Below are 22,578 nucleotides of genomic sequence, written 5' to 3'. Positions count from 1 at the left end.
CGATTACGGTGGGGTTCTCCCGGCCGCAGGGATCGAGGCGCCGGCGGGCTCCGGATTCAGCATCAGGATCGCGCCGGCGAGGAAGCACAGTGCCCCCACGAACGTGCCGAGATTGGACAGTTGGGCGTTCCAGAGATCGCCGCTTGACGGTATGACGAAGGCGGCGACGGCCGAGACGCCAAACGCAACGGACCCGGCCAGGTTCAGAACGGCGATCGTCCACGTTCGGCTCTTGGGCCGGTTGGCTGTGGCGGCGCGGTTGGCGTCCCGCAAGGCCACGGCGCTGGCAATGAGGAAGGCTGCTGAACCCAGGGCATCGGGTCGCCACACCCGCTGATCGGTCAGCGCCGCCGTGAGGTTGTCCTGCAGAGCGTTTCCTGTGCTCCAGTTGAACCACAGCGTGCCGGCAAGCTGGACAGCGGCAGCGAGCCAGCCGAGATTCTGCGGCGCCCACACCCACAAGGAACGGCGTTGCGCAGCTCCCGGCCCCGGAAGCCCGTCAACGGCTTCGCGGTACTGCAGGAACGCCGCCGAGGTGAAGAACAGCGAACCCACGAAGAAGGTGACGGCGCAGGCGCGCAATCCTACGGCTTGGGCGTATAGCGGCAGGGCGCCCAAGGCGAACAGGCCGGAGCCGATGATGAACAACCACGCGGTCCACCGGCCCCGCGCGGGCAAACGGCCCGCGCCCGGAATCCCTGTTGTCGGTGCGGCCCTTGAAGCCGCTGCGTGTTGGGTGCTGTTGGGATCGCCGGGCGCCGCGGGCATCCTCGGGCCCGGAACCGGCAGGATGTTGGTCATCAAGAAGGCCATCGCCACCGCCACCACCACTTGGGGTGTGACGGCTACGCCGTCGACTCCCAGCAGCAGGGTGGCCAGCAGCGTGGACGTCAATGGCAGCCGCAGCATGGCTGAACTCATGGCTCCAATGCCCATGGCGATCGCTGCCGCGGGGTCCATCCCAGGCAACCCACTTGCGGCGAGCCCGAGCGCGGCACCGATGAACATCGCGGGGAAAACCGGCCCCCCGCGAAAGGCGCTCAGTGAGAACCCGTAAGCCAAGGCTTTACAAACAATCAGCAAGACCAGCACAGCAAGTGGGTAACCCGCGGCGTTTTCGACCAGTTCCGGGAGGGCGTCTTGCCCGGAGAACAACACCTGCGTGAAGCTGCGCCCGGAAATCAACTGGTACGCCATCGCGGTCAGACCGATGAGCAAGCCCAGCACAGACGTGACCAACACCCTGTTCAGATGCACGACCGGACGAAGTGCTAGCGCCAGCCATCGGATCGTCCAGCCCAGGAGCGCGCCGACCGCGCCCATAACGACCGCCCATCCCAACGACGCCAACGTCGGCGGCACCGCAGGCGGCACGACGGGAAGCGCCAGCGAGAAGCTGCCCAGGCCGGTCCATCCGTCCAGGCCGACGAAAACCAGCGCCCCGATGCCAGAGGCCAGCAGCCCGGGCAGGGCCATCAGGCTCAGCGTCATTCCCCCGATTCCGGCGGCCTCCATGATCAGGAAGGCACCGAGCACCGGAGACCCAAGCAGGGTACTGATGGCGGCGAAGCTGCCGGCCGATGCCATGATTGTCGATGCCATCGGTGGAGCGTCCTTCTTCGCCAGGTGCACCGCCAGCGCCCCGAGACCGCCACCGAGCGCGATCAGCGGGGCTTCGGGCCCAAGCACCGCACCCAGGCTGAGGGTGGTCAATGCCGCGAGCAGGATGCCGACGAGTTCCCGCCCGCTGGGCGGACGGCCGCCCGTCGTGAATCCGAAAGCCGGTGAGTGGCCGCCGGTTCCCGGCAGATACCGGATGGTCAGCGCCGTCAACAGCCCACACAGCACCAGCCACGGAACCGGCCACCAGGCTGGGGTGGGCCCCCCGAAGACTTGATTCGGGAGCCCGACGAAAACGTACTGCTGGATCGCTGCGACCAAAGCGAGGAAACCGTACGCAATGGCGGAGATGGGAACGCCCAGCACCGCTGCCAGCACGAGCGCAGCAATGTACGACCTGGAACGGATCACAGCCATCGGGTCCAGACCGGGTGGCGACGCGGCAGGCTGGCTTACTCCTGACATCCTGACGCGCCTGTCATGATGCTGATCCCCCTAAACGCCCTTCCTCCCGGTCAGGTCGCAGTGCGACGCTGGCGCCGAGGAGGGAGGATGCGTCTTCGGTGTGCTCCGGGAAACGGTTGAGCATCGCTTCTCCTTCTGCTGGCAGTCCACTAGACGACAAGGAGCCGTCAGGCAGCATTCACGCGCGATAGAAGCTGGTCAGTTGCATGGTCGCCAAGCTAGCGCTTCAAGCGGGGGCTGCCTTCACCCGATGCGGGTGAAATCGGAGGGAAAGCACGGAAACATCCACGGACGTGGAACGAGGTGAGGACCAGCCCGGCAAGGAGATAGGCGGCTACGACGGCCGGCGGCACGAAAAAAGGGGCCCGCAGAGGACCCCTAAACACCATTCGTGCCTTCGGTAGAGGCTTACAAGCCTCTACCGAAGGCAAACCAAGTGCCCGAGGTGGGATTCGAACCCACACGGGTCTCCCCGCCGCATTTTGAGTGCGGTGCGTCTGCCGTTCCGCCACTCGGGCCGGCACCGGTTACAGGCTGGTCATCCACACTGTGAAAACCGTCATGCTGCTTGGTGCGCGAATCTACTCTACATGCCGATAGGCTATTTCACGGAACCGACGCCATGGAGAATGGCAACGAAACAGTCTAGGAGCACCAGTGCCTGAACAAACCGAGTCTGCCCCTGCTCGCCGCGTCGTCGTAGCGGAGGATGAGACGCTGATCCGCTTGGACATCGTCGAGATCCTCCGCGGTGAGGGCTACGACGTCGTAGCCGAAGCCGACAACGGCGAACGGGCAGTCGAACTGGCCCAGGAACTGAAGCCGGACTTGGTCCTGATGGACGTGAAGATGCCCGTAATGGACGGGATTACGGCCGCAGAGCAGATCGTCAAGGCGCGAATTGCCCCGGTGGTGCTGCTGACCGCGTTCAGCCAGAAGGAACTCGTGGAGCGTGCCCGTGACGCCGGCGCGATGGCCTATGTGGTGAAGCCCTTCACCCCGGCGGACCTCATTCCCGCCATTGAAATCGCGCTGTCCCGCCACGACGAAATCACGGCGCTGGAATCCGAGGTCTCCGATCTGCAGGAGCAGTTCGAGACGCGGAAGCTGGTGGAGCGTGCCAAGAGCCTGCTGATCACCAAGATGGGCCTGACCGAGCCGGAGGCATTCCGGTGGATTCAGAAGACGTCGATGGACCGCCGGCTGAGCATGCGTGAAGTCGCCGAGACGATTATCAATCAGGTGAACTAGGCGGGTCTGCGCGCGGGCGGGTCAGCGCGCGGGCGGGTCTGCGCACAGGCTTGGTCTCCACGCGGGGGGTCTGCGCGCGGCGGGTCTCCACGCGCTCGCTGGCGCTCGCTTGGTCGACCACCGGGGGGCTTGGTCGACCACCGGGGGGGCTTGGTCGACCGCCGAGGGGAAAAGAACGGGCTCCGGAAATTCTTCCGGAGCCCGTTTCTTGATTTTGCGGCTAGGAGACCGGCCAGGGGCCGACCTTTTCGGGCCGCGGGTGGGAATGCCCGTTGAGCACTTCACCGGCGTCGGCCAGGTCCCCCACGCGATGGACCTTGAGCGAATTGGTGGAACCGGCCTTGCCGGGAGGCGAACCGGCGGCGATAACCACCAGGTCGTCAATGTCCACCAGGCCTCGTTCGTAAAGGATCCTGTCCACCTGCGCGGTCATTTGATCGGTGTGCTCGACGAATTCGACCACGAGCGGCTGGATCCCCCACGTCAGGGAGAGCACGTTCAGCGTGGACTGCAGCGGCGTGAAGGCGTAGACCGGACGGCCAGGACGCAGCCGGCTGAGCCGCCTGGCCGAGTCGCCGGACTGGGTAAAGGTGCAGATGTACTTGGCATCAAGCTGGTCGGCGATCTGCACCGCTGCCCTGGTGATGGCGCCGCCGCGGGTCTTCGGCTGGCTGCCCAGCGGCGGAACGCGGTCCAGGCCGTGCTGCTCGGTAGACTCGATGATCCGCGCCATGGTCTGGACCGTTTCCAGCGGGTACTTGCCCACGCTGGTCTCGCCGGAAAGCATGACGGCGTCGGCCCCGTCGAGTACGGCGTTGGCGCAGTCCGACGCTTCCGCCCGGGTGGGCCGGGGGTTGTCGATCATCGATTCGAGCACCTGGGTGGCTACAATCACCGGCTTGGCCCAGCGGCGGGCGAGTTCAATCGCGCGCTTCTGCACCAGCGGCACGTCTTCCAGCGGCAGTTCCACGCCCAAGTCACCGCGGGCCACCATGATGGCATCGAACGCGTCGATGATCTCCTCGATCGCATCCACCGCCTGCGGCTTCTCGATCTTGGCGATCACCGGAACCCGCCGGCCCTCTTCGTCCATGATCTCGTGGACCCGCTGGACGTCGGCAGCGTTGCGCACAAAAGACAGCGCCACCATGTCGACGCCGGTCTTGAGCGACCAGCGCAGATCCTCCTCGTCCTTCTCGCTCAGGGCGGGGACGTTGACGGCCACGCCGGGCAGGTTGATGCCCTTGTTGTTGGACACCGCTCCCGCCACCGTCACCTCGGTGACCACTTTGACGTCGTCCACTTCCAGCGCCTTGAGCGCCACCTTGCCGTCGTCAATCAGCAGGGAGTCCCCCACGTTGACGTCGCCGGGCAGGCCCTTGTGCGTCGTCGAGCAGATCTCAGCGGTGCCTTCCACGTCCTCGATGGTGATGGTGAACCGGTCCCCCACCGCCAGGTGGTGGGGGCCGTCAACGAACCTGCCGAGCCGGATTTTGGGGCCCTGCAGGTCCGCGAAGATCCCCACCGGCCTGCCCAGCTCGGCGGATGCCTTGCGGACGTTGTCGTAGGTCTGCTGATGCACGCCGTAGTCGCCGTGGCTCATGTTCATCCGGGCCACGTCCACCCCGGCCTTCAGGACGGCCAGGGTGCTCTCATAGCTGGCGATGGCAGGGCCGAAGGTTGCAACGATTTTTGCGCGTCTCATATCCCTACCCTAATCAAGATACGGCGGGCGCGCAGACAGCCCCGCACTAAGGCAGCACCGCAATGGGACGGTCTTCCGGAGCCACCGGGGCGGGCAGCCGGGTGGTGCCGGTCAACCACTCGTCCACGGCTGCGGCGCAGGCTCGTCCTTCGGCAATGGCCCAGACGATCAGCGACTGTCCGCGGCCTGCGTCGCCGGCTACAAAGATGCCCTCGGCACTGGTCATGTAGCTGCCGTCCCGGCCGACATTTCCGCGCTGGTCGAAGGCCGTGTCGACCTGCTCGCCCAGCCCGGCCGGCTCCGGCCCGGTGAAGCCCAGCGCCAGGAGCACCAGGTCTGCCGGGATTTCGTGCTCCGTGCCGGGTTTGGGCACACGCCCGCCGTCCACGTACTCCGTTTCGGCCACCTTCAGGGCCGTGACTGCGCCGTTCTCGCCCACGTATTCAACGGTGGAAGCAAGGTAGGTCCGTTCGCCGCCCTCTTCGTGCGCGCTCTCGACTTCAAAGAGCGTGGGGAACGTCGGCCACGGCTGATGCGCGGCACGCTCGGCCGGCGGCTGCTTGCCGATGGCCAGCGTTGTCACCGAGGCGGCCTGCTGCCGGTGCGCTGTGCCCAGGCAGTCCGCGCCGGTGTCTCCGCCGCCGAGGATCACCACGTGCTTGCCGCGGGCGTCGATTTGATCCGGAACAGACTCGCCGGCGACCACCCGGTTGGCCTGCACCAGGTAATCCATGGCGAAATGCACGCCGGACAGCTCACGCCCGGGCAGCGGCAGGTCGCGCGGCACGGTGGCGCCGGTGGCGATCACCACGGCGTCGTAACGGCGGCGCAGCTGATCCCAGCTGATGTCCTTGCCCGCTTCGATTCCGGTACGGAAGCGCGTGCCTTCGGCGCGCATCTGGTCCAGCCGGCGGTCCAGAAACTGTTTCTCCATCTTGAAGTCCGGAATGCCGTAACGCAGCAAGCCGCCGACATTGTCGTCCCGCTCGTAGACGGCCACGGTGTGCCCGGCCCGGGTCAATTGCTGCGCGGCAGCCAGCCCTGCGGGTCCGGATCCGATCACGGCGATCGTGTGGCCGGTCAAGCGCTCCGGAGCGTGCGGTGTCACCCAGCCCTGCTCGAAGGCTTCCTCAATCACGGAGACTTCCACCTGCTTGATCGTCACTGCCGGCTGGTTGATGCCCAGCACGCAGGACGCCTCGCAGGGTGCCGGGCACAGCCGGCCGGTGAATTCCGGGAAGTTGTTGGTGGCGTGCAGCCGTTCGATCGCTTCCTGGCCCATGCCGCGCCAGGTCAGGTCGTTCCATTCCGGGATCAGGTTGCCCAGCGGGCAGCCCTGGTGGCAGAACGGAATGCCACAGTCCATGCAGCGGCCTGCCTGGCTGCGGAGCACGCCCTTCTCCTGCGCCTCATAAACTTCCTTCCAGTCCATGATGCGCACGGGGACCGGGCGGCGCGGCTGCGTCTTCCGCTCACGTTCATTCAAAAATCCGCGTGGATCAGCCACCGGTTACCTCCAGAATTCGGGTCCAGACAACGTCGCCGTCGGGGTCAAGCCCCTCGGCCTCGGCGTTCGCCCGGGCTTGCAGCACCGCCGCGTAATCGCGCGGCAGCACCTTGGTGATGCGGGTCAGGGTGTCTTGGAGGTTCTCCAACAGCTGGGCAGCCAGCTCGGACCCGGTCTCCTCTGCATGCTTCTTGAGCAGCGCAGCGATGGACTGTTCGTCCACGGCGTCCGGCCGCAGCAGTTGCAGTTCTCCGCTGTCCACGCCCTGGGTGTTCAACCGTGCGGGATCCAAATCCAGCACGTAGGCCACGCCGCCGGACATGCCCGCACCGAAGTTGCGGCCGGTCGGGCCCAGTATCAGGGCCAAGCCGCCGGTCATGTACTCGCAACCGTGGTCGCCGATTCCCTCGACGACGGCGGTGGCGCCCGAGTTCCGCACGAGGAACCGTTCGCCCACCTGGCCGCGCAGGAACATTTCCCCGCTGGTGGCACCGTAACCGATGACGTTGCCGGCAATCACGTTGCGCTCCGACGCGAACTGGTTGTCCCGGTCCGGTCGCACAATGATCCGGCCGCCGGAAAGCCCCTTGCCCACGTAGTCGTTCGAGTCACCGAGCAACCGCAAGGTAACACCGGCCGGCAAGAAGGCGCCCAGCGACTGACCGGCCTGGCCGGCCAGCGTCACGTCAATGGTGTCGTCGGCCAGGGCATGGACGCCGAAGCGCTTGGTCACCTCGTGGCCCAGCATGGTGCCCACGGACCGGTCCGTGTTGATCACATCCAGGCTGATCCGGACCGGCTCGCGCTTGGTCAGCGCGTCGGCGCTCATCGCAATCAGCTGGTTGTCGAAGTGCTTGTCCAGCTCATGGTTCTGCGACGTCAGGTTGCGCAGCGGCACATCGGCATCGGCTCCGTAGCCGCGCAGGATCGGCGCCAGGTCCAGCCCGTCGGCCTTCCAGTGGTCGACCGCTTCGCGGGTATCCAGCAGCTCTGCGTGGCCGATGGCTTCTTCCAGGCTGCGGAAACCCAGTTCGGCCAGCAGTTCGCGCACTTCCTCCGCGATGAACTCGAAGAAGTTCACCACGAACTCGGGCTTGCCGGTGAAACGCCGGCGCAGCTCGGGATTCTGCGTGGCAACACCCACCGGGCAGGTATCCAGGTGGCAGACACGCATCATGATGCAGCCGGACACCACCAGCGGTGCGGTGGCGAAACCGAACTCTTCGCCGCCCAGCAGGGCCGCGATCATGACGTCCCGGCCGGTCTTCAGCTGGCCGTCCACCTGGACCACCACGCGGTCCCGGAGCCCGTTGAGCATCAGGGTCTGCTGCGTCTCGGCCAGGCCCAGCTCCCATGGGGCGCCGGCATGCTTGAGCGAGTTCAGCGGGCTGGCACCGGTTCCGCCGTCGTGCCCTGAAACAAGCACGACGTCGGCCTTCGCCTTGGTCACGCCGGCAGCCACGGTGCCGATCCCGACTTCCGAGACCAGCTTCACGTGCACGCGTGCCGAAGGGTTCGACCGCTTCAGGTCGTAGATCAGCTGCGCCAAGTCCTCGATCGAGTAAATGTCGTGGTGCGGCGGTGGGGAGATGAGGCCCACCCCGGGCGTCGAGTGCCGGGTCCGGGCCACCCAGGGGTAGACCTTCTGGCTCATCAGCTGGCCGCCCTCGCCGGGCTTGGCGCCCTGGGCCATCTTGATCTGGATGTCCGTGGCGTTCGTGAGGTACAGGCTGGTGACGCCGAACCGGCCGGAGGCCACCTGCTTGATCGCCGACCGGCGCTCCGGGTCCAGCAGCCGTTCCACGTCTTCGCCGCCCTCGCCGGTGTTCGACTTGGCGCCGAGCCGGTTCATCGCGATGGCCAGCGTCTCGTGTGCTTCCTGCGAGATGGAGCCGTAGCTCATCGCCCCGGTGGAGAAGCGTTTGACGATGCTGGAAACCGGCTCGACCTCCTCCAGCGGAACTGGCGGGCGGCTGCCGGATTTGAAGTTCAGCAGTCCGCGCAGCGTCATCAGTTCCTTGGACTGGTCGTCCACGCCGCGGGTGTAGGCCTTGAAGACGTCGTAGCGGCGTTCCCGGGTGGAATGCTGGAGCCGGAACACCGTCTCCGGGTTGAACAGGTGCGGCGGTCCTTCGCGGCGCCACTGGTACTCGCCGCCGGTCTCCAGGGTCCGGTGCGGGTCCTCGATGCCGTCAGAGGGGTAGGCCTGGGCATGCCGGGCCGCGGCTTCTGCGGCGATGACGTCCAGGCCGACGCCGCCGAGCTGGGACTGCGTTCCGGCGAAGTACTGGTCCACCAGCGCCTGGGACAGCCCGATCGCTTCGAACGTCTGGGCGCCGCAGTAGGAGGAGACGGTGGAGATGCCCATCTTGGACATGATCTTCAGCACGCCCTTGCCCAGGCCCTTGATCAGGTTCTGCACGGCCTGTGCTTCGGTGACGCCCTGCAGGTGGCCGTTGCGGACCAGTTCCTCGCAGCTTTCCATAGCCAGGTACGGGTTTACCGCCGAGGCGCCGAACCCGATCAGCGCGGCAACGTGGTGGACTTCGCGCACGTCGCCGGCTTCCACCAGCAGCGAGATCTTGGTCCGGTTGGCGCTCTTGAGCAGATGGTGGTGCACCGCACTGGTCAGCAGCAGGGTCGGGATCGGTGCCCACTGGGCATTTGAGTCCCGGTCGGAGAGCACAATGAATTTCACACCGCGGTTAACCGCGCCGGAAACCTTTTCACAGATCTCCTGCAGCCTTGCCGCCAGTTCCGAAGCGCCGCCGTCGGGCCGGTAGAGGCCACGCACCTTCAGGGTGACGCGGTTGCCCTCTTCGTCTTCCATCGCGGCGATCTTGGCCAGTTCATCGTTATTGACCACCGGGAACTTCAAGGCCACCTGGCTGGTGCGGACCTGCCCGGTCGCCAGGAGGTTGCCGTCCGGGCCGATCGACGAACGCAGCGACGTCACCAGTTCCTCGCGGATGGCGTCCAGCGGCGGGTTGGTCACCTGGGCGAATGACTGCACGAAGTAGTCGAACAGCAGCCGGGGCCGCTTGGACAGCACTGCGATCGGCGTGTCGGTGCCCATGGCGCCGAGCGGCTCGGCGCCGGTGCGGGCCATCGGGCCCAACAGGATCCGCAGCTCTTCTTGTGTGTAGCCGAACGTCTGCTGGCGCCGGTTGACCGAGGCCGTGGTGTGCACCACGTGCTCGCGCTCCGGCAGGTCCTCCAGCCGGATCATGTTCTGCTTGAGCCATTCACCCCACGGGTTGGCCTGCGCGACCTCGGCCTTGACTTCCTCGTCTTCGATTAGGCGTCCTGCCTCGGTGTCCACCAGGAACATCTTGCCCGGCGAGACCCGGCCCTTCTTGACCACCTTGGCGGGCTCGATGTTGACCACGCCAACCTCGGAGGCCAGGACAACCAGCCCGTCCTCGGTGACCCAGTAGCGGGCCGGGCGGAGGCCGTTGCGGTCCAGCACCGCTCCGACGAGCTTGCCGTCAGTGAAGGACACGGCAGCGGGGCCGTCCCATGGCTCCATCAGCATGGAGTGGTACTGGTAGAACGCGCGCCGCTCGGGATCCATCGAGGCGTGGTTTTCCCATGCCTCGGGGATCATCATCATGATGGCGTGCGTGATCGGCCGGCCGGAGAGCATCAGCAGTTCCGCGACTTCATCGAAAGACGCGGAGTCGGAGGCACCGGGGGTGCAGATCGGGAAAAGCTCTTCCGGTGTCTCGCCCAGCAGCGGGCTCTTCAGCTGCGACTGCCGGGCCCGCATCCAGTTGCGGTTGCCTTTGACCGTGTTGATCTCGCCGTTGTGCGCGATGGTCCGGAACGGCTGTGCCAGCGGCCAGGAGGGGAAAGTGTTGGTGGAGAAGCGGGAGTGGACAATGCCGAGCTTGGTCTTGAACCGGGGGTCGGAGAGGTCCGGGTAGAAAGGTTCCAGCTGCGCGGTGGTCAGCATCCCCTTGTAGACGATGGTCTGCGAGGACAGCGACGGGAAGTACACGCCGTATTTGTTTTGTGCCCGCTTGCGGACGCGGAAAACGCGGGCGTCCAAATCGTTTCCGCCGGAGTGGCCGGCGTCGAGGGCAAGGAACACCTGGACAAAGTGGGGCATGCAGGACCGGGCCATGGCGCCGACCAATTCGGCGGCCACCGGTACTTCGCGCCAGCCGAGTACGGTGAGGCCTTCGGAGGCAGCCAGGGATTCCACGCCGTCCCGTGCGACCGTGGCTTCGGCTCCGTCGCTGGGCAGGAAGGCGGTTCCGGCCGCGTAGTGGCCGGGCGCGGGCAGTTCGAAGTCCACCACTGCCCGGAAGAATTCATCGGGGATTTGGGTGAGCAGCCCGGCGCCGTCACCGGTTCCTTCATCGGCGCCGACCGCGCCGCGGTGTTCCAGATTGCGCAGCGCCGTCAGCGCTGCATCAACGATGTCGTGCCCAGGTTCGCCCCTGAGGGTGGCGATCACGGCGAGGCCGCAGGCATCCTTTTCGTTGGCAGGATCGTACAGCCCGGTCTGTTCCGGGTAGGCGGCGAAACGACTGAACGGCGACTGCACTGTAGTGTGCGGGTGCCCGTGTCCGCCGCCGATGCTGCGCGGGGTACTCGACCCCTTGAATGGAGGAGTCATCTGAACTTCCTTCTCCTAGATGTACGTGAGAAGGGGACGGCACTGGCCCCGTCCGGTTCAGCTTGCGGACAAGCCGGCCCGTGATGCACTGGGAATACCGTGGCATGCTCCCCCGGGGCAGCGCATTCGATGCACAGGGTTCGGATGGTGCCGCAGGGATTAGAGTTGCGGTCGATCAGCCACGACCGCCGGAACCGCACTAGTGGTGCGCCTGGCCGGCGGATTATCCACGTCAGTGTGGTCGGCACGCTGCATATTCTGCCCCCAGTCGGTAGTCCGGGATGGTGCGTACCGGTTCGTTCCGGTCTGCCGATGAGGGCCGACCGATGCGCAGAACTTGTCCGTTCTACGGTAGAGAGACGATAGCACGGCGGGCGCCGTGTAACCCAGAATTTTCAGGATTTTTAACGCGCGTTTTCCAGATTGTTAACACCGGATTTTGAGCAGCGAGTGGTCACAACAAAGCCGCCGGAACAAACGTGGGTACGTTCGTTCCGGCGGCTTTACAAGGCTGCTAGTCCTGGGTGCGGTTCTTTTCTGCCCCTTCGGCCCTCAACGGGTCGCCGGGGGCCTCGCTGGCGGAGGGCTCCTCGGTGTCCAAGCCGGGCCCTGCCGTGGACGCTTCACTGCCCTTCTCCCCCGCTGCCGGGGAAGATCCCGCGTCGCGCGGGGATGCCGCGGCCGGAGACGACCCTGCCTCGCCTCGGGAGGCGGCGCCGTCGTCGGCAGCGGGACCCTCTTGGCCCGGCTCGGCCGTTTCGGCTGCCGGTTCCGCGTCCTCCGCTCCCTTGGCTTCCTCCGCCGGCTCCTGCACGGGCGCCCGGCCCGGCAGGTACACCGAGTCGGTCTCCGCGGTGCGCGGTTGCCGGGCGAGCACGATGAAGATCGCCACCGCAACAACCAGCAGCAGCACTGATGTCCACACGTTCAGGCGCTGGGTGATGCCGAGGATGGTGATCATCTCGGCATCGTCGATGCGCAGCATCTCGATCCAGACCCGGCCGAGCGTGTAGAACGCGACGTACAGCCAGAACAGCATGCCGCGGCGGAACTTGAAACGCTTGTCCAGCAGCAGCAACAGGGCCACGCCGGCCAGGTTCCACAGCGACTCGTAGAGGAAGGTGGGGTGGAACAACGTTCCCGGGGCAGCGTCGGCCGGGAAGTTGGGGCTGTCCGCGTCAATCTGCAGGCCCCAGGGCAGCGTGGTGGGCGCGCCGAACAGCTCCTGGTTGAACCAGTTGCCCCACCGTCCGATGGCTTGGGCCAGCAACAAACCGGGGGCGGCCGCGTCCATGAAGGCTGGCAGTTTGATGCCGGCCCGGCGGCACGCGATCCAGGCGCCGAGCAGGCCGAAGGCCACCGCACCCCAAATGCCCAGCCCGCCACGCCAGATCTGCGGGATAAGGGCCAGGTCGCCGTTCGGCCCGAAGTAGGCATCGGGCGAGGAGAAGACGTGGTACAGGCGTCCGCCGATGATGCCGAACGGGATGGCCCAGATGGCCGCATCCCAAATGAACTCGTCGGGTCCGCCGCGGGCCTTCCAGCGCCGGCTGGTGAGCCAGAGCGCCGCCACGATGCCCAGCAGGATGCACAGCGCGTAGGCGTGGATCGTGAGCGGGCCGATGCTGAACCCGGACCAGCCGGGGCTGGGGATGGAAGCCGGGACGGCCATTGCCATAGTCGTGCTGTACACCAGATTCGTCCTCTAGGCCGAAGTTTGCAGGTTAAGGCGCGGCCGCGGGCGAACCGCTGACCCACCGGTCATTCTGTCAGGCCCGGGCTGTGCCTTCGCTCAGCCGCGCCGCCAGTTTGCCCAGTGCTTCCACACCGGAGTGGCCGAGTTCGGCAACCAGTGCCGTGCCCACGATGGCGCCTTCGGCATAGGCGCCGATCTCCCGAACGTGCTCCGCGTTGGAGACGCCCAGGCCGACGCATACCCGTTCAGCGCCGGCCTCGTGGGCGGCCTGGACCACTCGCTCGGCGGCACTGGAAACATTCTCGCGCGCGCCGGTGACGCCCATGATCGAGACCGCGTAGACAAACCCTCGGCTGGCCTTGACCGTCATGGCCATCCGTGCCGGCGAGGACGAGGGAGCGACCAGGAATACCCGGTCCAATCCGTATTTGTCCGATGCCTCGAACCATTCGGCGGCCTCGTCCGGAATCAGGTCCGGTGTGATGAGTCCGGCGCCGCCGGCTTCTGCCAGCCGGCGGGAGAATTCGTCCACTCCCATCCGCATCACCGGATTCCAGTACGTCATCACCAGCACGGCCGCATCGCAACGGGCGGTGATCCCGGCGACGATGTCGAACACCTGGCTGACCCGGAAACCGTCCTTCAACGCCTGCACCGTGGCGGCCTGGATGACCGAACCGTCCATCACGGGGTCGGAGTAGGGAATGCCGATCTCAATGACGTCGGTGCCGTTCTCCGCCAGCGCGACGGCGGCATCAATGGTGGTCTGGACGTCCGGGTAGCCCGCGGGCAGGTAGCCGACCAGCGCGGTGCGGCCCTCGGCCAGGGCGCGGTCGATGGCGGCCGCCGACTTGCTGGCGGTAGCGGTATTGTTCACAGCTGCTCTCCTTCGGAGCCGATTCCAGCCTCGGGTGATTCCTGCGGGAGCAGGCCGAACCACTCGGCGGCGGTGGCGACGTCCTTGTCGCCCCGGCCGGAGAGGTTCACCACAATGATGACGTCCTGCGGATTGTCTTTGCCCTCGGTCAGGCGCTTCCCCACCCGCAAGGCACCGGCCAGTGCGTGGGACGATTCGATCGCGGGGATGATCCCCTCGGTGCGGCAGAGTAGCCGGAAGGCGTCCATGGCTTCGGTGTCGGTGACCGGTTCGTACGTGGCCCGACCGATGTCCGCCAGGTAGGAGTGCTCGGGTCCCACGCCGGGGTAGTCCAGTCCCGCCGAGATCGAATGCGACTCGATGGTCTGGCCGTCCTCGTCCTGCATCAGGTAGGAGCGTGCACCGTGCAGCACACCGGGCCGACCCAGCGTGATGGTTGCGGCATGCCGGCCGGTGTCCACGCCGTCGCCGCCGGCTTCGAAGCCGTACAGCGCCACGTTGCGGTCATCCAGGAAGCCGTGGAAGATGCCGATAGCGTTCGAGCCGCCGCCGATGCAGGCACAGACGGCATCCGGCAGGCGGCCGGTCTGGTCCAGGATCTGCGCGCGGGCTTCTTCGCCAATGACCTCATGGAAGTAGCGGACGAGCGCAGGGAAGGGGTGGGCCCCGGCTGCAGTGCCCAGCAGGTAGTGCGTGTTGTGAACGTTCGCCACCCAGTCGCGGAGGGCTTCGTTGATCGCGTCCTTGAGTGTCTGCGATCCGGCGGTGACCGGCACCACGGTGGCTCCGAGCAGTTCCATCCGGGCCACGTTCAGGGCCTGCCGGCGGGTGTCTTCGGCCCCCATGTAGACCACGCATTCCATGCCGAGCAGGGCGGCAGCGGTGGCGCTGGCTACGCCGTGCTGGCCGGCTCCGGTCTCCGCGATGATCCGGGTCTTGCCCATCCGCTGGGCCAGCAGGGCCTGGCCCAGCACGTTGTTGATCTTGTGGGAGCCGGTGTGGTTCAGGTCCTCGCGCTTGAGGAAGATCCGGGCGCCGCCGGCATGCTGGGAGAAGCGCTTGGCTTCGGTCAGCAGCGAGGGCCGGCCGGAGTAGTTCTTGTTCAGTTCGGCGACCTGGGCAATGAACTCGGGGTCGGCTTTGGCCTTTTCGAAGGTGTCTTCCAGTTCGTCCAAGGCCGCAATCAGCGATTCAGGCATCCAGCGCCCGCCGAAGGCGCCGAAGTACGGACCGGGGGCATGGCGAAGGCTGCTTCCGGCCAGGAAAGCGTCGGCTGCTTCCTGCGGTTTTCCGGACTCTGCCGGGGTGTCGGGGCTCTGCGTCATGGCGGTCCTGTCTAGTGCTGGGGGCAGGCGGCGGAGCCAAGGAGGTCCGCTGCCTGCCCCTGGAAGATTCTTACCTGGTACGGGCCGTTGCCTCAGCGGCGGGAGGCAACGGCTTCGGAGCCGGCCGCGCCGAATTCGGCAACGGTCGCCTCCGGATCACCCATCGTGACCAGCGCTTCGCCGACCAGGACGGCGTTGGCGCCCTGGCTGGCGTAGTCGCGGACATCGGCTACCGTGCGAACACCGGATTCGGCCACCACTACGGCGCCGGCCGGGATCCTGCCCGCGAGCTCCGCGAACAACGAACGGTCCACGTCAAGGGTCTTGAGGTTGCGGACATTCACCCCGATGATGCGCGCGCCGATGGCCACGGCCCGGTCGATTTCCTCGGCGGTGTGCGTTTCGACCAGGGCGTTCATGCCCAGGTCGTGCGTGAGGGCCAACAGGGCCTTCAGCTCGCTATCGTCCAATGCAGCCACGATCAACAGGACCAAGTCCGCGCCGTGGGCGCGGGCCTCGAAGATCTGGTATTCCTCAACGGTGAAGTCCTTGCGCAGCAGCGGCAGGTCCACCGCGGCGCGCACGGCGTCGAAATCGGCCAGCGAGCCGTTGAACCTGCGCTGCTCCGTCAGCACGCTGATGACGGCTGCGCCGCCGCGTTCGTAGGCAGCACCGAGTTCGGCCGGATCGGCGATGGCGGCGAGCTCTCCCTTGGAGGGGCTCTTGCGCTTGACCTCGGCGATCACCTTCAGCGCGGCGCGGGGGGAATCGTTGCCGCCCAGGGCAGCGTAGGCATCACGGGCCGCGGGTGCATCAGCGGCCAGTCGCTTGATCTCCTCAAGCGGTACCTGGGCGCGCCGGGATTCGAGGTCTTCCCGGACCCCAGCGATGATGTCGTCGAGAACGGTCACGCTTAGTGTCCGCTCCCTTGGATCTTGCTGCCGTCCACGCCGTAGCCGGCCTTCTTCATGATCCAGCCAACGATCAGGCCGATAAGGATGACCACCACGCCGGCCCAGAACACCACGTTAGAGGCCATCACGAAACCGATGCCGGACACGATGGAGCCCGCGATCATGATGAACACGCAGGTCCAGGCGGCGGGGCTGTTGCCGTGGCCGATGACTTCGTCGTGGATGCTGCCTGCCGGATCCGTCTTCATTGCGGTTTCGGTGGCGGTGGCGTGGTTGGCCATGATGTTTCTCCCTCTCAACGGTTCTGCTATTCATTCTGCCATTGTTTGGCTCTACGGCAGGCCAGTGTGACACGCTGGCCGGCGGCCCGGCCTCGCGTCCTGAGCCGGTACAGGCGGTTCAGTCGGTCGGATCCTCGCCGCGGCTGAGCTGGTCCCAGCTGTCGATTTCGTCGACGTTGCCGGCCCGGTCGGAGGGCATGCCGTCGGCCTGCCGCTCGGCGGCCGGTACGTACTTCTTCGACGCGGCCCACGACCGGCCGGCCAGTACCAGCCAGATGGCCGTCGCCGACAGCAGGATCCCGGCCGCGGCCGCGAGGTATGGAAAGGCAGTGACGACGACGGCGGCCTCTCCCCCGATCTGTCCGGTTGCCTCGCCGATGGCGGCGGAGGCGGCGGCCACGGGGTTGGCGATCACGGCAACGCTGGCGGCGGTGATGCCGATCCCGGCGGCTGCCAGCAGCACGGCGATGACGATGCGCGCAATCCGGCCGGCAATGGAAGCGGCCAGGGCTGCAGCCAGCGCCACCAGGGCGAGGGCAGTCACGGCGGTGGCGGCGTCGCTGCCGGCCACGCTGACGTCCGGGGTCTGGACCCTGGTTCCCGGGAGGTGCGCGGTGAGCCACGTCTGCGTCGTCGTGCCAAAGGCGGCCAGGGCGACCGCCACCGCGGCGAGGACCACTATGCCTTTGCGCTGCCACCGCGCCGCGCCGGTCTTGCGCGGTGCCTGCTCGCCCTTGGCCGGCGTTGCCTTATCCTCGCTCATGATTGTCCCTTGACCGGCACGTGCGCCGGGTTGGCTTGGTGCAGCCGGGCCGCCAACGTCACCGCCCGCAGCGGAGCTGCCGCCTTATTCACGGTCTCGAGCGCCTCGGCCTCCGGCTGGGAGTCGGCCACGATCCCGCCCCCGGACTGGACGTAGGCGGTCCCGCCGCGCAACAGCGCGGACCGGATGGCGATGGCCATGTCCATGTCCCCGGCAAAGTCCAGATAGCCCACCACGCCGCCGTAGATGCCCCGCCGGTGTGGTTCCAGTTCGTCCAGCAGGCGCAGCGCGCGCGGTTTGGGGGCGCCGGAGAGCGTCCCGGCCGGGAAGGTCGCGGCCAGCACGTCGTAGGCGGTCTTGTCCGGGGACAGCCGGCCCACCACGGTGGAGACCAGGTGCATGATGTGGCTGAACTTTTCCACTTCCATGAACTGCGTGACATCAACACTGCCGGGTTCGCAGACCTTGGAGATATCGTTGCGGGCCAGGTCCACCAGCATCAGGTGCTCGGCCCTCTCCTTCTTGTCCGCTAGCAGTTCCTCGGCCAGCTCCTTGTCGTGTTCCACGCTGTGCCCGCGCGGCCGGGATCCCGCGATCGGATGGGTGATGACTTCATCGCCGGTCACGGTGACGAGCGCTTCCGGCGAAGATCCCACGATCGAGTAGCCCACGCCGTCGGCGTCTTCCAGGCTGAACAGGTACATGTAGGGGCTGGGGTTAAGGTTCCGCAGCACCCGGTAGACGTCGAGCGCCGGGGCCGCACACTCTGCCTCGAACCGGCGCGAGATCACCACCTGGAACACCTCGCCGTCGACAATTGCTTCCTTGCCGCGGTCCACAGCTGCCAGATACTTCTCCCGGGCCCAGCGGTGGGTCACGCTGTTCATCAGGTCATCGGTGGCCAGCGAGGCATCTTCCAGCACGGAAACCTGCTGCGCCAGTGGTTCGGCCAGTTGGGCCAGCATGTGCTTGGCCCGCTTCACAGCGTCGAGCCAGGCCTCGTCGACGCGCTCATCCCGGTTGTCGAAGTTGATGGCGTTGGCGATCAGCGTGACCGTGCCCTCGGCGTTGTCGTGCACCGCCAGATCGGTGACCAGGTTCATGGCGAGTTCGGGCAGGTTCAGATCGTCCTGGGGCGGGGAGGTCAGCTTTTCCCAGTGCCGCACGGCCTCCCAGCCGACGAAGCCGACCAGCCCGGACGTCAGCGGCGGCAGCGATTCAAAGCGCTCGGTGCGCAACGCCTCAACGGTGGCGCGCAGTGCCTCCACCGGGTTGCCGTCGCGCGGCACGCCCACCGGCGGTTCGCCCAGCCAGTGGGCCTGTCCGTCCTTGGTGGTCAGCGTTGCGCGGGAATGGGCGCCGATAAAGGAGTAGCGCGACCAGACGCCTCCCACCGCAGCGGATTCCAGCAGGAAGGTGCCCGGCCGCGCGTCTGCGAGTTTGCGGTAGATCGAAATCGGGGTCTGGTCATCGGCCAGAACCTTGATGGACACCGGGATCACCCGTCGGTCCCGCGCCAAGGTGCGGAATTCTTCCAAGCTGGGGCTGATGACTCCGAGGTCCTGCATGCGTTATCCGTCTTTCACTTCAGTCGCTGATCAAGTTGGGGAGGGGGGCCGGCAGCTGTTTCAGCTGTCCAGCGCTTGTCCGTTGTCCGGGGTCGGCCGCCGGCCGGCGACAGCGCCAAGGTCGCGGCCGTCAAAGCAGGTGCGGGTGCCGGTGTGGCAGGCTGCGCCCACTTGGTCCACCTGGACCAAGAGGGCATCGCCGTCGCAATCCAGTGAAACCGACTTGACGAACTGCACGTGCCCCGAAGTATCGCCCTTGCGCCAATATTCCTGCCGGGAGCGTGAATAGAAGGTCACGCGGCCACTGGTTAGCGTGCGGTGCAGCGCCTCGTCGTCCATCCAGCCGAGCATCAGCACCTCGCCGGAATCGAACTGTTGGACCACAGCGGCCACCAGGCCGGCGGAGTCGCGTTTGAGCCGCTCGGCGATCGCCGGATCAAGGGCGGCGTGACCGGCGGCAAGCGGCGGAGTGTTCGGGGAATCAGGCTGGGACGACATCCCTACAAGTCTAGTGCCAAGTCCCCATCGCCCCTGCCCGCGCCGGCCCACCCCGCACGGGCGTGATCTACGGCCCGAAACTGGCGGCTTCGTGCTAGGTTCAGGAGTGATGCATTACGTTAATCCGTCCCGTGAAGTCCTGGCCGAGACCTTGCTGGCTGCCGGGCCGGATTCGCCTACCCTGTGCGAGGGATGGAAGACGGCGGAGCTCGCCGCTCACCTGTACATCCGGGAACACCGGGTGGGGGCCGCGTTGGGGCTGGCGTTCAAGCCGCTCGCCAAAGTTTCCGACGACGCCACCCGGAAGACGGCGGACAAGGCCCGTGCCACGGCCGGCTACGCCAAACTGGTGGAGGCCTTCCGCGCCGGTCCACCGGCCATCTCGCCGTTCAAGGTTCCGGCCGTGGACAACGTGGCCAATCTGGTGGAGTTCTTTGTCCACACCGAGGATGTGCGCCGAGCGACCGACCGCTGGGCTCCGCGCGCCCTCGACGAGGACTACTCGACCGCACTGTGGGACGATCTGGTCAAGCGCGCCGCGCTGTTGTACCGCGGCGTGGACCTGGGCATTGTGCTGGTACGTCCGGATGGGCCGCGGCACGTGGCCAAGCGCGCCCCGGTTTCGGTAGCGATCGTCGGAGAACCCGGCGAACTGCTGATGCATGCCTTCGGCCGCACTAAGCATGCCCTCGTCACCTTTGAGGGCCAACCCGATGCCCTGGCCCTGCTGGAAAGCGCCGACATCGGCCTCTGAGGCACCTCCTCTGAGACCCGGCCCCTGAGGCACCGCTTGTGAGACCCGGTCTCTGACGCACCGCTGATGAAACTGGGCTCCAGACGCTCGTGCCGGCCGGTCCCCGCTGTGTCCTGGACCGGCCGGGCAGCGGATCAGCGGACCGGGTAGCCCGCTTCGCGGATGGCCTGCTTAACCTGGGCGATGGCGTCGTCGGGACCAAAGTGGAACACCGAAGCGGCCAGCACGGCGTCGGCGCCGGCGGCGACGGCCGGCGGGAAATGTTCCGGCTTGCCGGCACCGCCCGACGCGATCAGCGGAACTTTCACGGCGGCCCGGACGGCGCGGATCATTTCCAGGTCGAAGCCGTCCTTCGTACCGTCGGCGTCGATCGAGTTGAGCAGCAACTCCCCCACGCCGCGGTCCGCAGCTTCCTTCGCCCACTGCACCGCGTCGATCCCGGTGCCTTTGCGGCCGCCGTGCGTGGTGACTTCGAAGCCGGAGGCCACCGAGGGGTCGGCAGTGCGGCGGGCGTCGAGCGAAAGCACCAGCACCTGGGAGCCAAAATGCCGGGTGATTTCGTCGATCACGTCGGGCCGGGCAACCGCGGCGGTATTGATCGCGGCCTTGTCCGCCCCGAACCGCAGCAGCTTGTCGACGTCGGCTACTTCCCGCACGCCGCCGCCCACGGTCAGCGGGATGAAGACTTCCTCGGCGGTGCGGGCCACGACGTCGAACGTCGTTTCGCGGTTGCCGGACGAAGCGGTGACATCCAGGAAGGTCAGCTCGTCGGCGCCGGCACGATCGTACCGGTGGGCCAGTTCCACCGGGTCACCGGCGTCGCGCAGGCCTTCGAAATTTACTCCCTTGACCACACGTCCGGCGTCGACGTCGAGGCAGGGGATAACACGGATGGCAACAGTCATGGCTTACTCCGGAGCTCAGATGCGGCAGGCGTGGATGGTGCTGACCAGGATGGCCCGGGCACCGAGATCGTAGAGCTCGTCCATGATCCGGTTGGTCTGGGTCCGGCGGACCATCGAGCGCACGGCTACCCAGCCGCTGTCGCGCAGCGGCGAGACCGTCGGCGATTCCAGGCCGGGCGTCAGCGTCGCGGCGGCGTCGACCAAATCCTTGCGGATGTCGTAGTCCATCATCACGTATTCGCGGGCCACGATGACGCCGCGCAGCCGGCGCATCAGCACGTCCAGTCCAGGCGGAGGGTTCTCCCCCGAGCGGCCAATCAGCACGGCCTCGGACTTCAGGATGGGTTCGCCGAAAATCTCCATGCCTGCGGCGCGCAGCGTGTTGCCGGTCTCCACAACATCGGCGATGGCATCGGCGACACCCAGCCGCACGGAGGATTCAACCGCGCCGTCCAGCCGGACGACGGAGGCTTCGATGCCGCGCTCGGACAGGTAGCTGCGCAGCAGCCCGTCATAGCTGGTGGCCAGCCGCTTGCCGTTCAGTTGCTCGGCGCGGGAGAACTCCCCCACCGGGCCGGCGAAGCGGAAGGTGGATGACCCGAAGCCGAGGTTCATCAGCTCCACGGCCTCCACCTGCGCATCCAGGAACAGGTCGCGGCCGGTGATGCCGACGTCCAGGGTGCCTGACCCCACATAGACGGCTATGTCGCGCGGGCGGAGGAAGAAGAACTCAATATCGTTGTCCGGGTCGGTCATGACCAGTTCGCGGCTGTCGCGGCGCTGGCGGTAACCGGCTTCCCCCAGCATGGCGGAGGCGGCCTCGGACAGGGATCCCTTGTTGGGAACAGCTACACGGAGCATGTGAAAGACTTTCTGGAATCGGCTCGGCCGCAGCGCGGCCTTCAAGGATGGATTCGGCCTGGGTCCGGGCGGGGCGCCGACGAGGGCGGCGTCCCGCTACAGATGCTTGTAGACGTCCTCCAGCTGCAGCCCCTTGGCAATCATCAGGACCTGCAGGTGGTACAGCAGCTGGGAGATCTCCTCAGCGGCGGCTTCGTCAGATTCGTATTCGGCTGCCATCCAGACTTCAGCGGCCTCTTCGACGACCTTCTTGCCGATCCCGTGGATGCCGGAATCCAGCTCGGCTACCGTACGGGAGCCCTCCGGACGCTGCTGCGCCTTATCGCTCAGTTCCGCAAACAGGGATTCGAAGGATTTCACGCCCTTTAGCCTACGTCAGGAGCGCGGGACGGCGGCAAACCGCCGTCCCCATTGTGACGAACCCCTCCGCGCTGCCAGCTACCCGGCTCAAACGCCGAGGCCCCTGAGCGTGGCCGCGGTGGCCAGGGCCGCGGTCACCGCTTCGTGCCCCTTGTCCTCCGTAGAGTCCGCCAAGCCGGCGCGGTCCAGGCCTTGCTGCTCCGTATCGCAGGTCAGCACACCGAAGCCCACCGGCTTGCCGGTCTGCACACTGACATTGGTCAGTCCGTCGGTGGCGGCCTGGCACACGTACTCAAAGTGCGGCGTGCCCCCGCGGATCACCACGCCGAGCGCCACCACTGCGTCGTAGTGCGGGGCCAGGCGGGCGGCTGCCACCGGCAGCTCGAAGGCACCGGGCACGCGGACCAAGGCAGCGTCGTCGATCCCTGCCTCGGCGGCCGCCCGCAGCGCGCCGTCCACCAGCCCATCCATGATCTGGGTGTGCCAGCTGGCGGCGACGATGGCCAGCTTTAGCCCGCCGGTCGCCTCCTGCAGGCCGCTGATGTCAATAACCGGGGCTCCGTGTCCGCTCATGTTCTTCCTTCGTGAATGTCTTTGTCAGTTA

The 22,578-nt window shown here is 66.7% G+C and carries 18 protein-coding genes and 1 tRNA gene; 2 read left to right on the top strand and 17 right to left on the bottom strand.

The features are described 5' to 3' along the window. Positions 1 to 3: 3 nt before the first annotated feature. A complete protein-coding gene (locus E4J89_RS19685; protein WP_240691739.1) occupies positions 4 to 2,085 on the bottom strand; it encodes a chloride channel protein in 2,082 nt (693 codons plus the stop codon). A gap of 437 nt (positions 2,086 to 2,522) precedes the next feature. Then, positions 2,523 to 2,603: transfer RNA gene (locus tag E4J89_RS06010), tRNA-Leu, on the bottom strand. A gap of 139 nt (positions 2,604 to 2,742) precedes the next feature. Here E4J89_RS06010 and E4J89_RS06005 point away from each other — a divergent pair. Then, a complete protein-coding gene (locus E4J89_RS06005; RefSeq protein ID WP_136785195.1) occupies positions 2,743 to 3,336 on the top strand; it encodes a response regulator in 594 nt (197 codons plus the stop codon). Between the two features lie 220 nt (positions 3,337 to 3,556). Here E4J89_RS06005 and pyk read toward each other — a convergent pair whose 3' ends face one another. From pyk to hisI, 11 genes are all read right to left on the bottom strand, one after another. Further along, positions 3,557 to 5,041, bottom strand: a complete 1,485-nt coding sequence (gene pyk, locus E4J89_RS06000; protein WP_136785194.1) for a pyruvate kinase — start codon at positions 5,039 to 5,041, stop codon at positions 3,557 to 3,559. 46 nt (positions 5,042 to 5,087) lie between these two features. Continuing rightward, the gene (locus tag E4J89_RS05995; protein WP_136785192.1) at positions 5,088 to 6,548 is read right to left on the bottom strand and encodes a glutamate synthase subunit beta; all 1,461 of its coding nucleotides are present in this window, start codon (positions 6,546 to 6,548) and stop codon (positions 5,088 to 5,090) included. Then, positions 6,541 to 11,172 (bottom strand): glutamate synthase large subunit, encoded by a 4,632-nt coding sequence (gene gltB / locus E4J89_RS05990; protein ID WP_136785190.1) that lies wholly within the window; start codon positions 11,170 to 11,172, stop codon positions 6,541 to 6,543. Before gltB ends, E4J89_RS05995 begins: the two co-directional genes overlap by 8 nt. A 514-nt stretch (positions 11,173 to 11,686) precedes the next feature. Next, positions 11,687 to 12,850: a prolipoprotein diacylglyceryl transferase gene (gene lgt, locus E4J89_RS05985; RefSeq protein WP_136785290.1), complete on the bottom strand. Its 1,164-nt coding sequence runs from the start codon at positions 12,848 to 12,850 to the stop codon at positions 11,687 to 11,689. Between the two features lie 91 nt (positions 12,851 to 12,941). Then, positions 12,942 to 13,745, bottom strand: a complete 804-nt coding sequence (gene trpA / locus E4J89_RS05980) for a tryptophan synthase subunit alpha (RefSeq protein ID WP_136785189.1) — start codon at positions 13,743 to 13,745, stop codon at positions 12,942 to 12,944. Continuing rightward, complete coding sequence (gene trpB, locus E4J89_RS05975) at positions 13,742 to 15,070, bottom strand: tryptophan synthase subunit beta (protein ID WP_136785187.1); 1,329 nt, start codon at positions 15,068 to 15,070, stop codon at positions 13,742 to 13,744. The genes trpA and trpB overlap by 4 nt, the downstream gene beginning before the upstream one ends. A gap of 92 nt (positions 15,071 to 15,162) precedes the next feature. Next, a complete protein-coding gene (gene trpC, locus E4J89_RS05970) occupies positions 15,163 to 15,981 on the bottom strand; it encodes an indole-3-glycerol phosphate synthase TrpC (protein ID WP_136785185.1) in 819 nt (272 codons plus the stop codon). A 2-nt stretch (positions 15,982 to 15,983) separates the two neighbouring features. After that, complete coding sequence (locus tag E4J89_RS05965) at positions 15,984 to 16,265, bottom strand: HGxxPAAW family protein (RefSeq protein WP_205754415.1); 282 nt, start codon at positions 16,263 to 16,265, stop codon at positions 15,984 to 15,986. A gap of 118 nt (positions 16,266 to 16,383) precedes the next feature. Further along, positions 16,384 to 17,028: a Trp biosynthesis-associated membrane protein gene (locus tag E4J89_RS05960; protein WP_136785183.1), complete on the bottom strand. Its 645-nt coding sequence runs from the start codon at positions 17,026 to 17,028 to the stop codon at positions 16,384 to 16,386. Next, positions 17,025 to 18,596 carry an anthranilate synthase component I gene (locus E4J89_RS05955; protein WP_136785181.1) on the bottom strand — a complete coding sequence of 524 codons (1,572 nt, stop codon included), beginning with the start codon at positions 18,594 to 18,596 and terminating at the stop codon, positions 17,025 to 17,027. Before E4J89_RS05955 ends, E4J89_RS05960 begins: the two co-directional genes overlap by 4 nt. A 60-nt stretch (positions 18,597 to 18,656) precedes the next feature. Next, entirely contained in the window at positions 18,657 to 19,094 is a 438-nt protein-coding gene (hisI, locus tag E4J89_RS05950) for a phosphoribosyl-AMP cyclohydrolase (RefSeq protein WP_136785179.1), read from the bottom strand. Positions 19,095 to 19,203: 109 nt separating this feature from the next. Between hisI and E4J89_RS05945 the strand changes: the two genes are divergently transcribed. Continuing rightward, complete coding sequence (locus tag E4J89_RS05945; protein ID WP_136785288.1) at positions 19,204 to 19,848, top strand: TIGR03085 family metal-binding protein; 645 nt, start codon at positions 19,204 to 19,206, stop codon at positions 19,846 to 19,848. Positions 19,849 to 19,982: 134 nt separating this feature from the next. Here the strand turns inward: E4J89_RS05945 and hisF are convergent, their stop codons facing one another. The 4 genes from hisF to ribH form a co-directional block, all read right to left on the bottom strand. Then, the gene (gene hisF / locus E4J89_RS05940; RefSeq protein WP_136785178.1) at positions 19,983 to 20,753 is read right to left on the bottom strand and encodes an imidazole glycerol phosphate synthase subunit HisF; all 771 of its coding nucleotides are present in this window, start codon (positions 20,751 to 20,753) and stop codon (positions 19,983 to 19,985) included. 15 nt (positions 20,754 to 20,768) lie between these two features. Beyond that, positions 20,769 to 21,614 (bottom strand): ATP phosphoribosyltransferase, encoded by an 846-nt coding sequence (gene hisG, locus E4J89_RS05935; protein ID WP_136785176.1) that lies wholly within the window; start codon positions 21,612 to 21,614, stop codon positions 20,769 to 20,771. 96 nt (positions 21,615 to 21,710) lie between these two features. Beyond that, positions 21,711 to 21,974: a phosphoribosyl-ATP diphosphatase gene (locus E4J89_RS05930; protein ID WP_127514683.1), complete on the bottom strand. Its 264-nt coding sequence runs from the start codon at positions 21,972 to 21,974 to the stop codon at positions 21,711 to 21,713. An 87-nt stretch (positions 21,975 to 22,061) separates the two neighbouring features. Beyond that, entirely contained in the window at positions 22,062 to 22,547 is a 486-nt protein-coding gene (gene ribH / locus E4J89_RS05925) for a 6,7-dimethyl-8-ribityllumazine synthase (protein ID WP_136785175.1), read from the bottom strand. Positions 22,548 to 22,578 lie beyond the last annotated feature (31 nt).

This window comes from Arthrobacter sp. CAU 1506 (assembly GCF_005047635.1).
Classification (GTDB): domain Bacteria; phylum Actinomycetota; class Actinomycetes; order Actinomycetales; family Micrococcaceae; genus Crystallibacter.
This window is presented reverse-complemented; position numbering and strand designations above follow the sequence as displayed.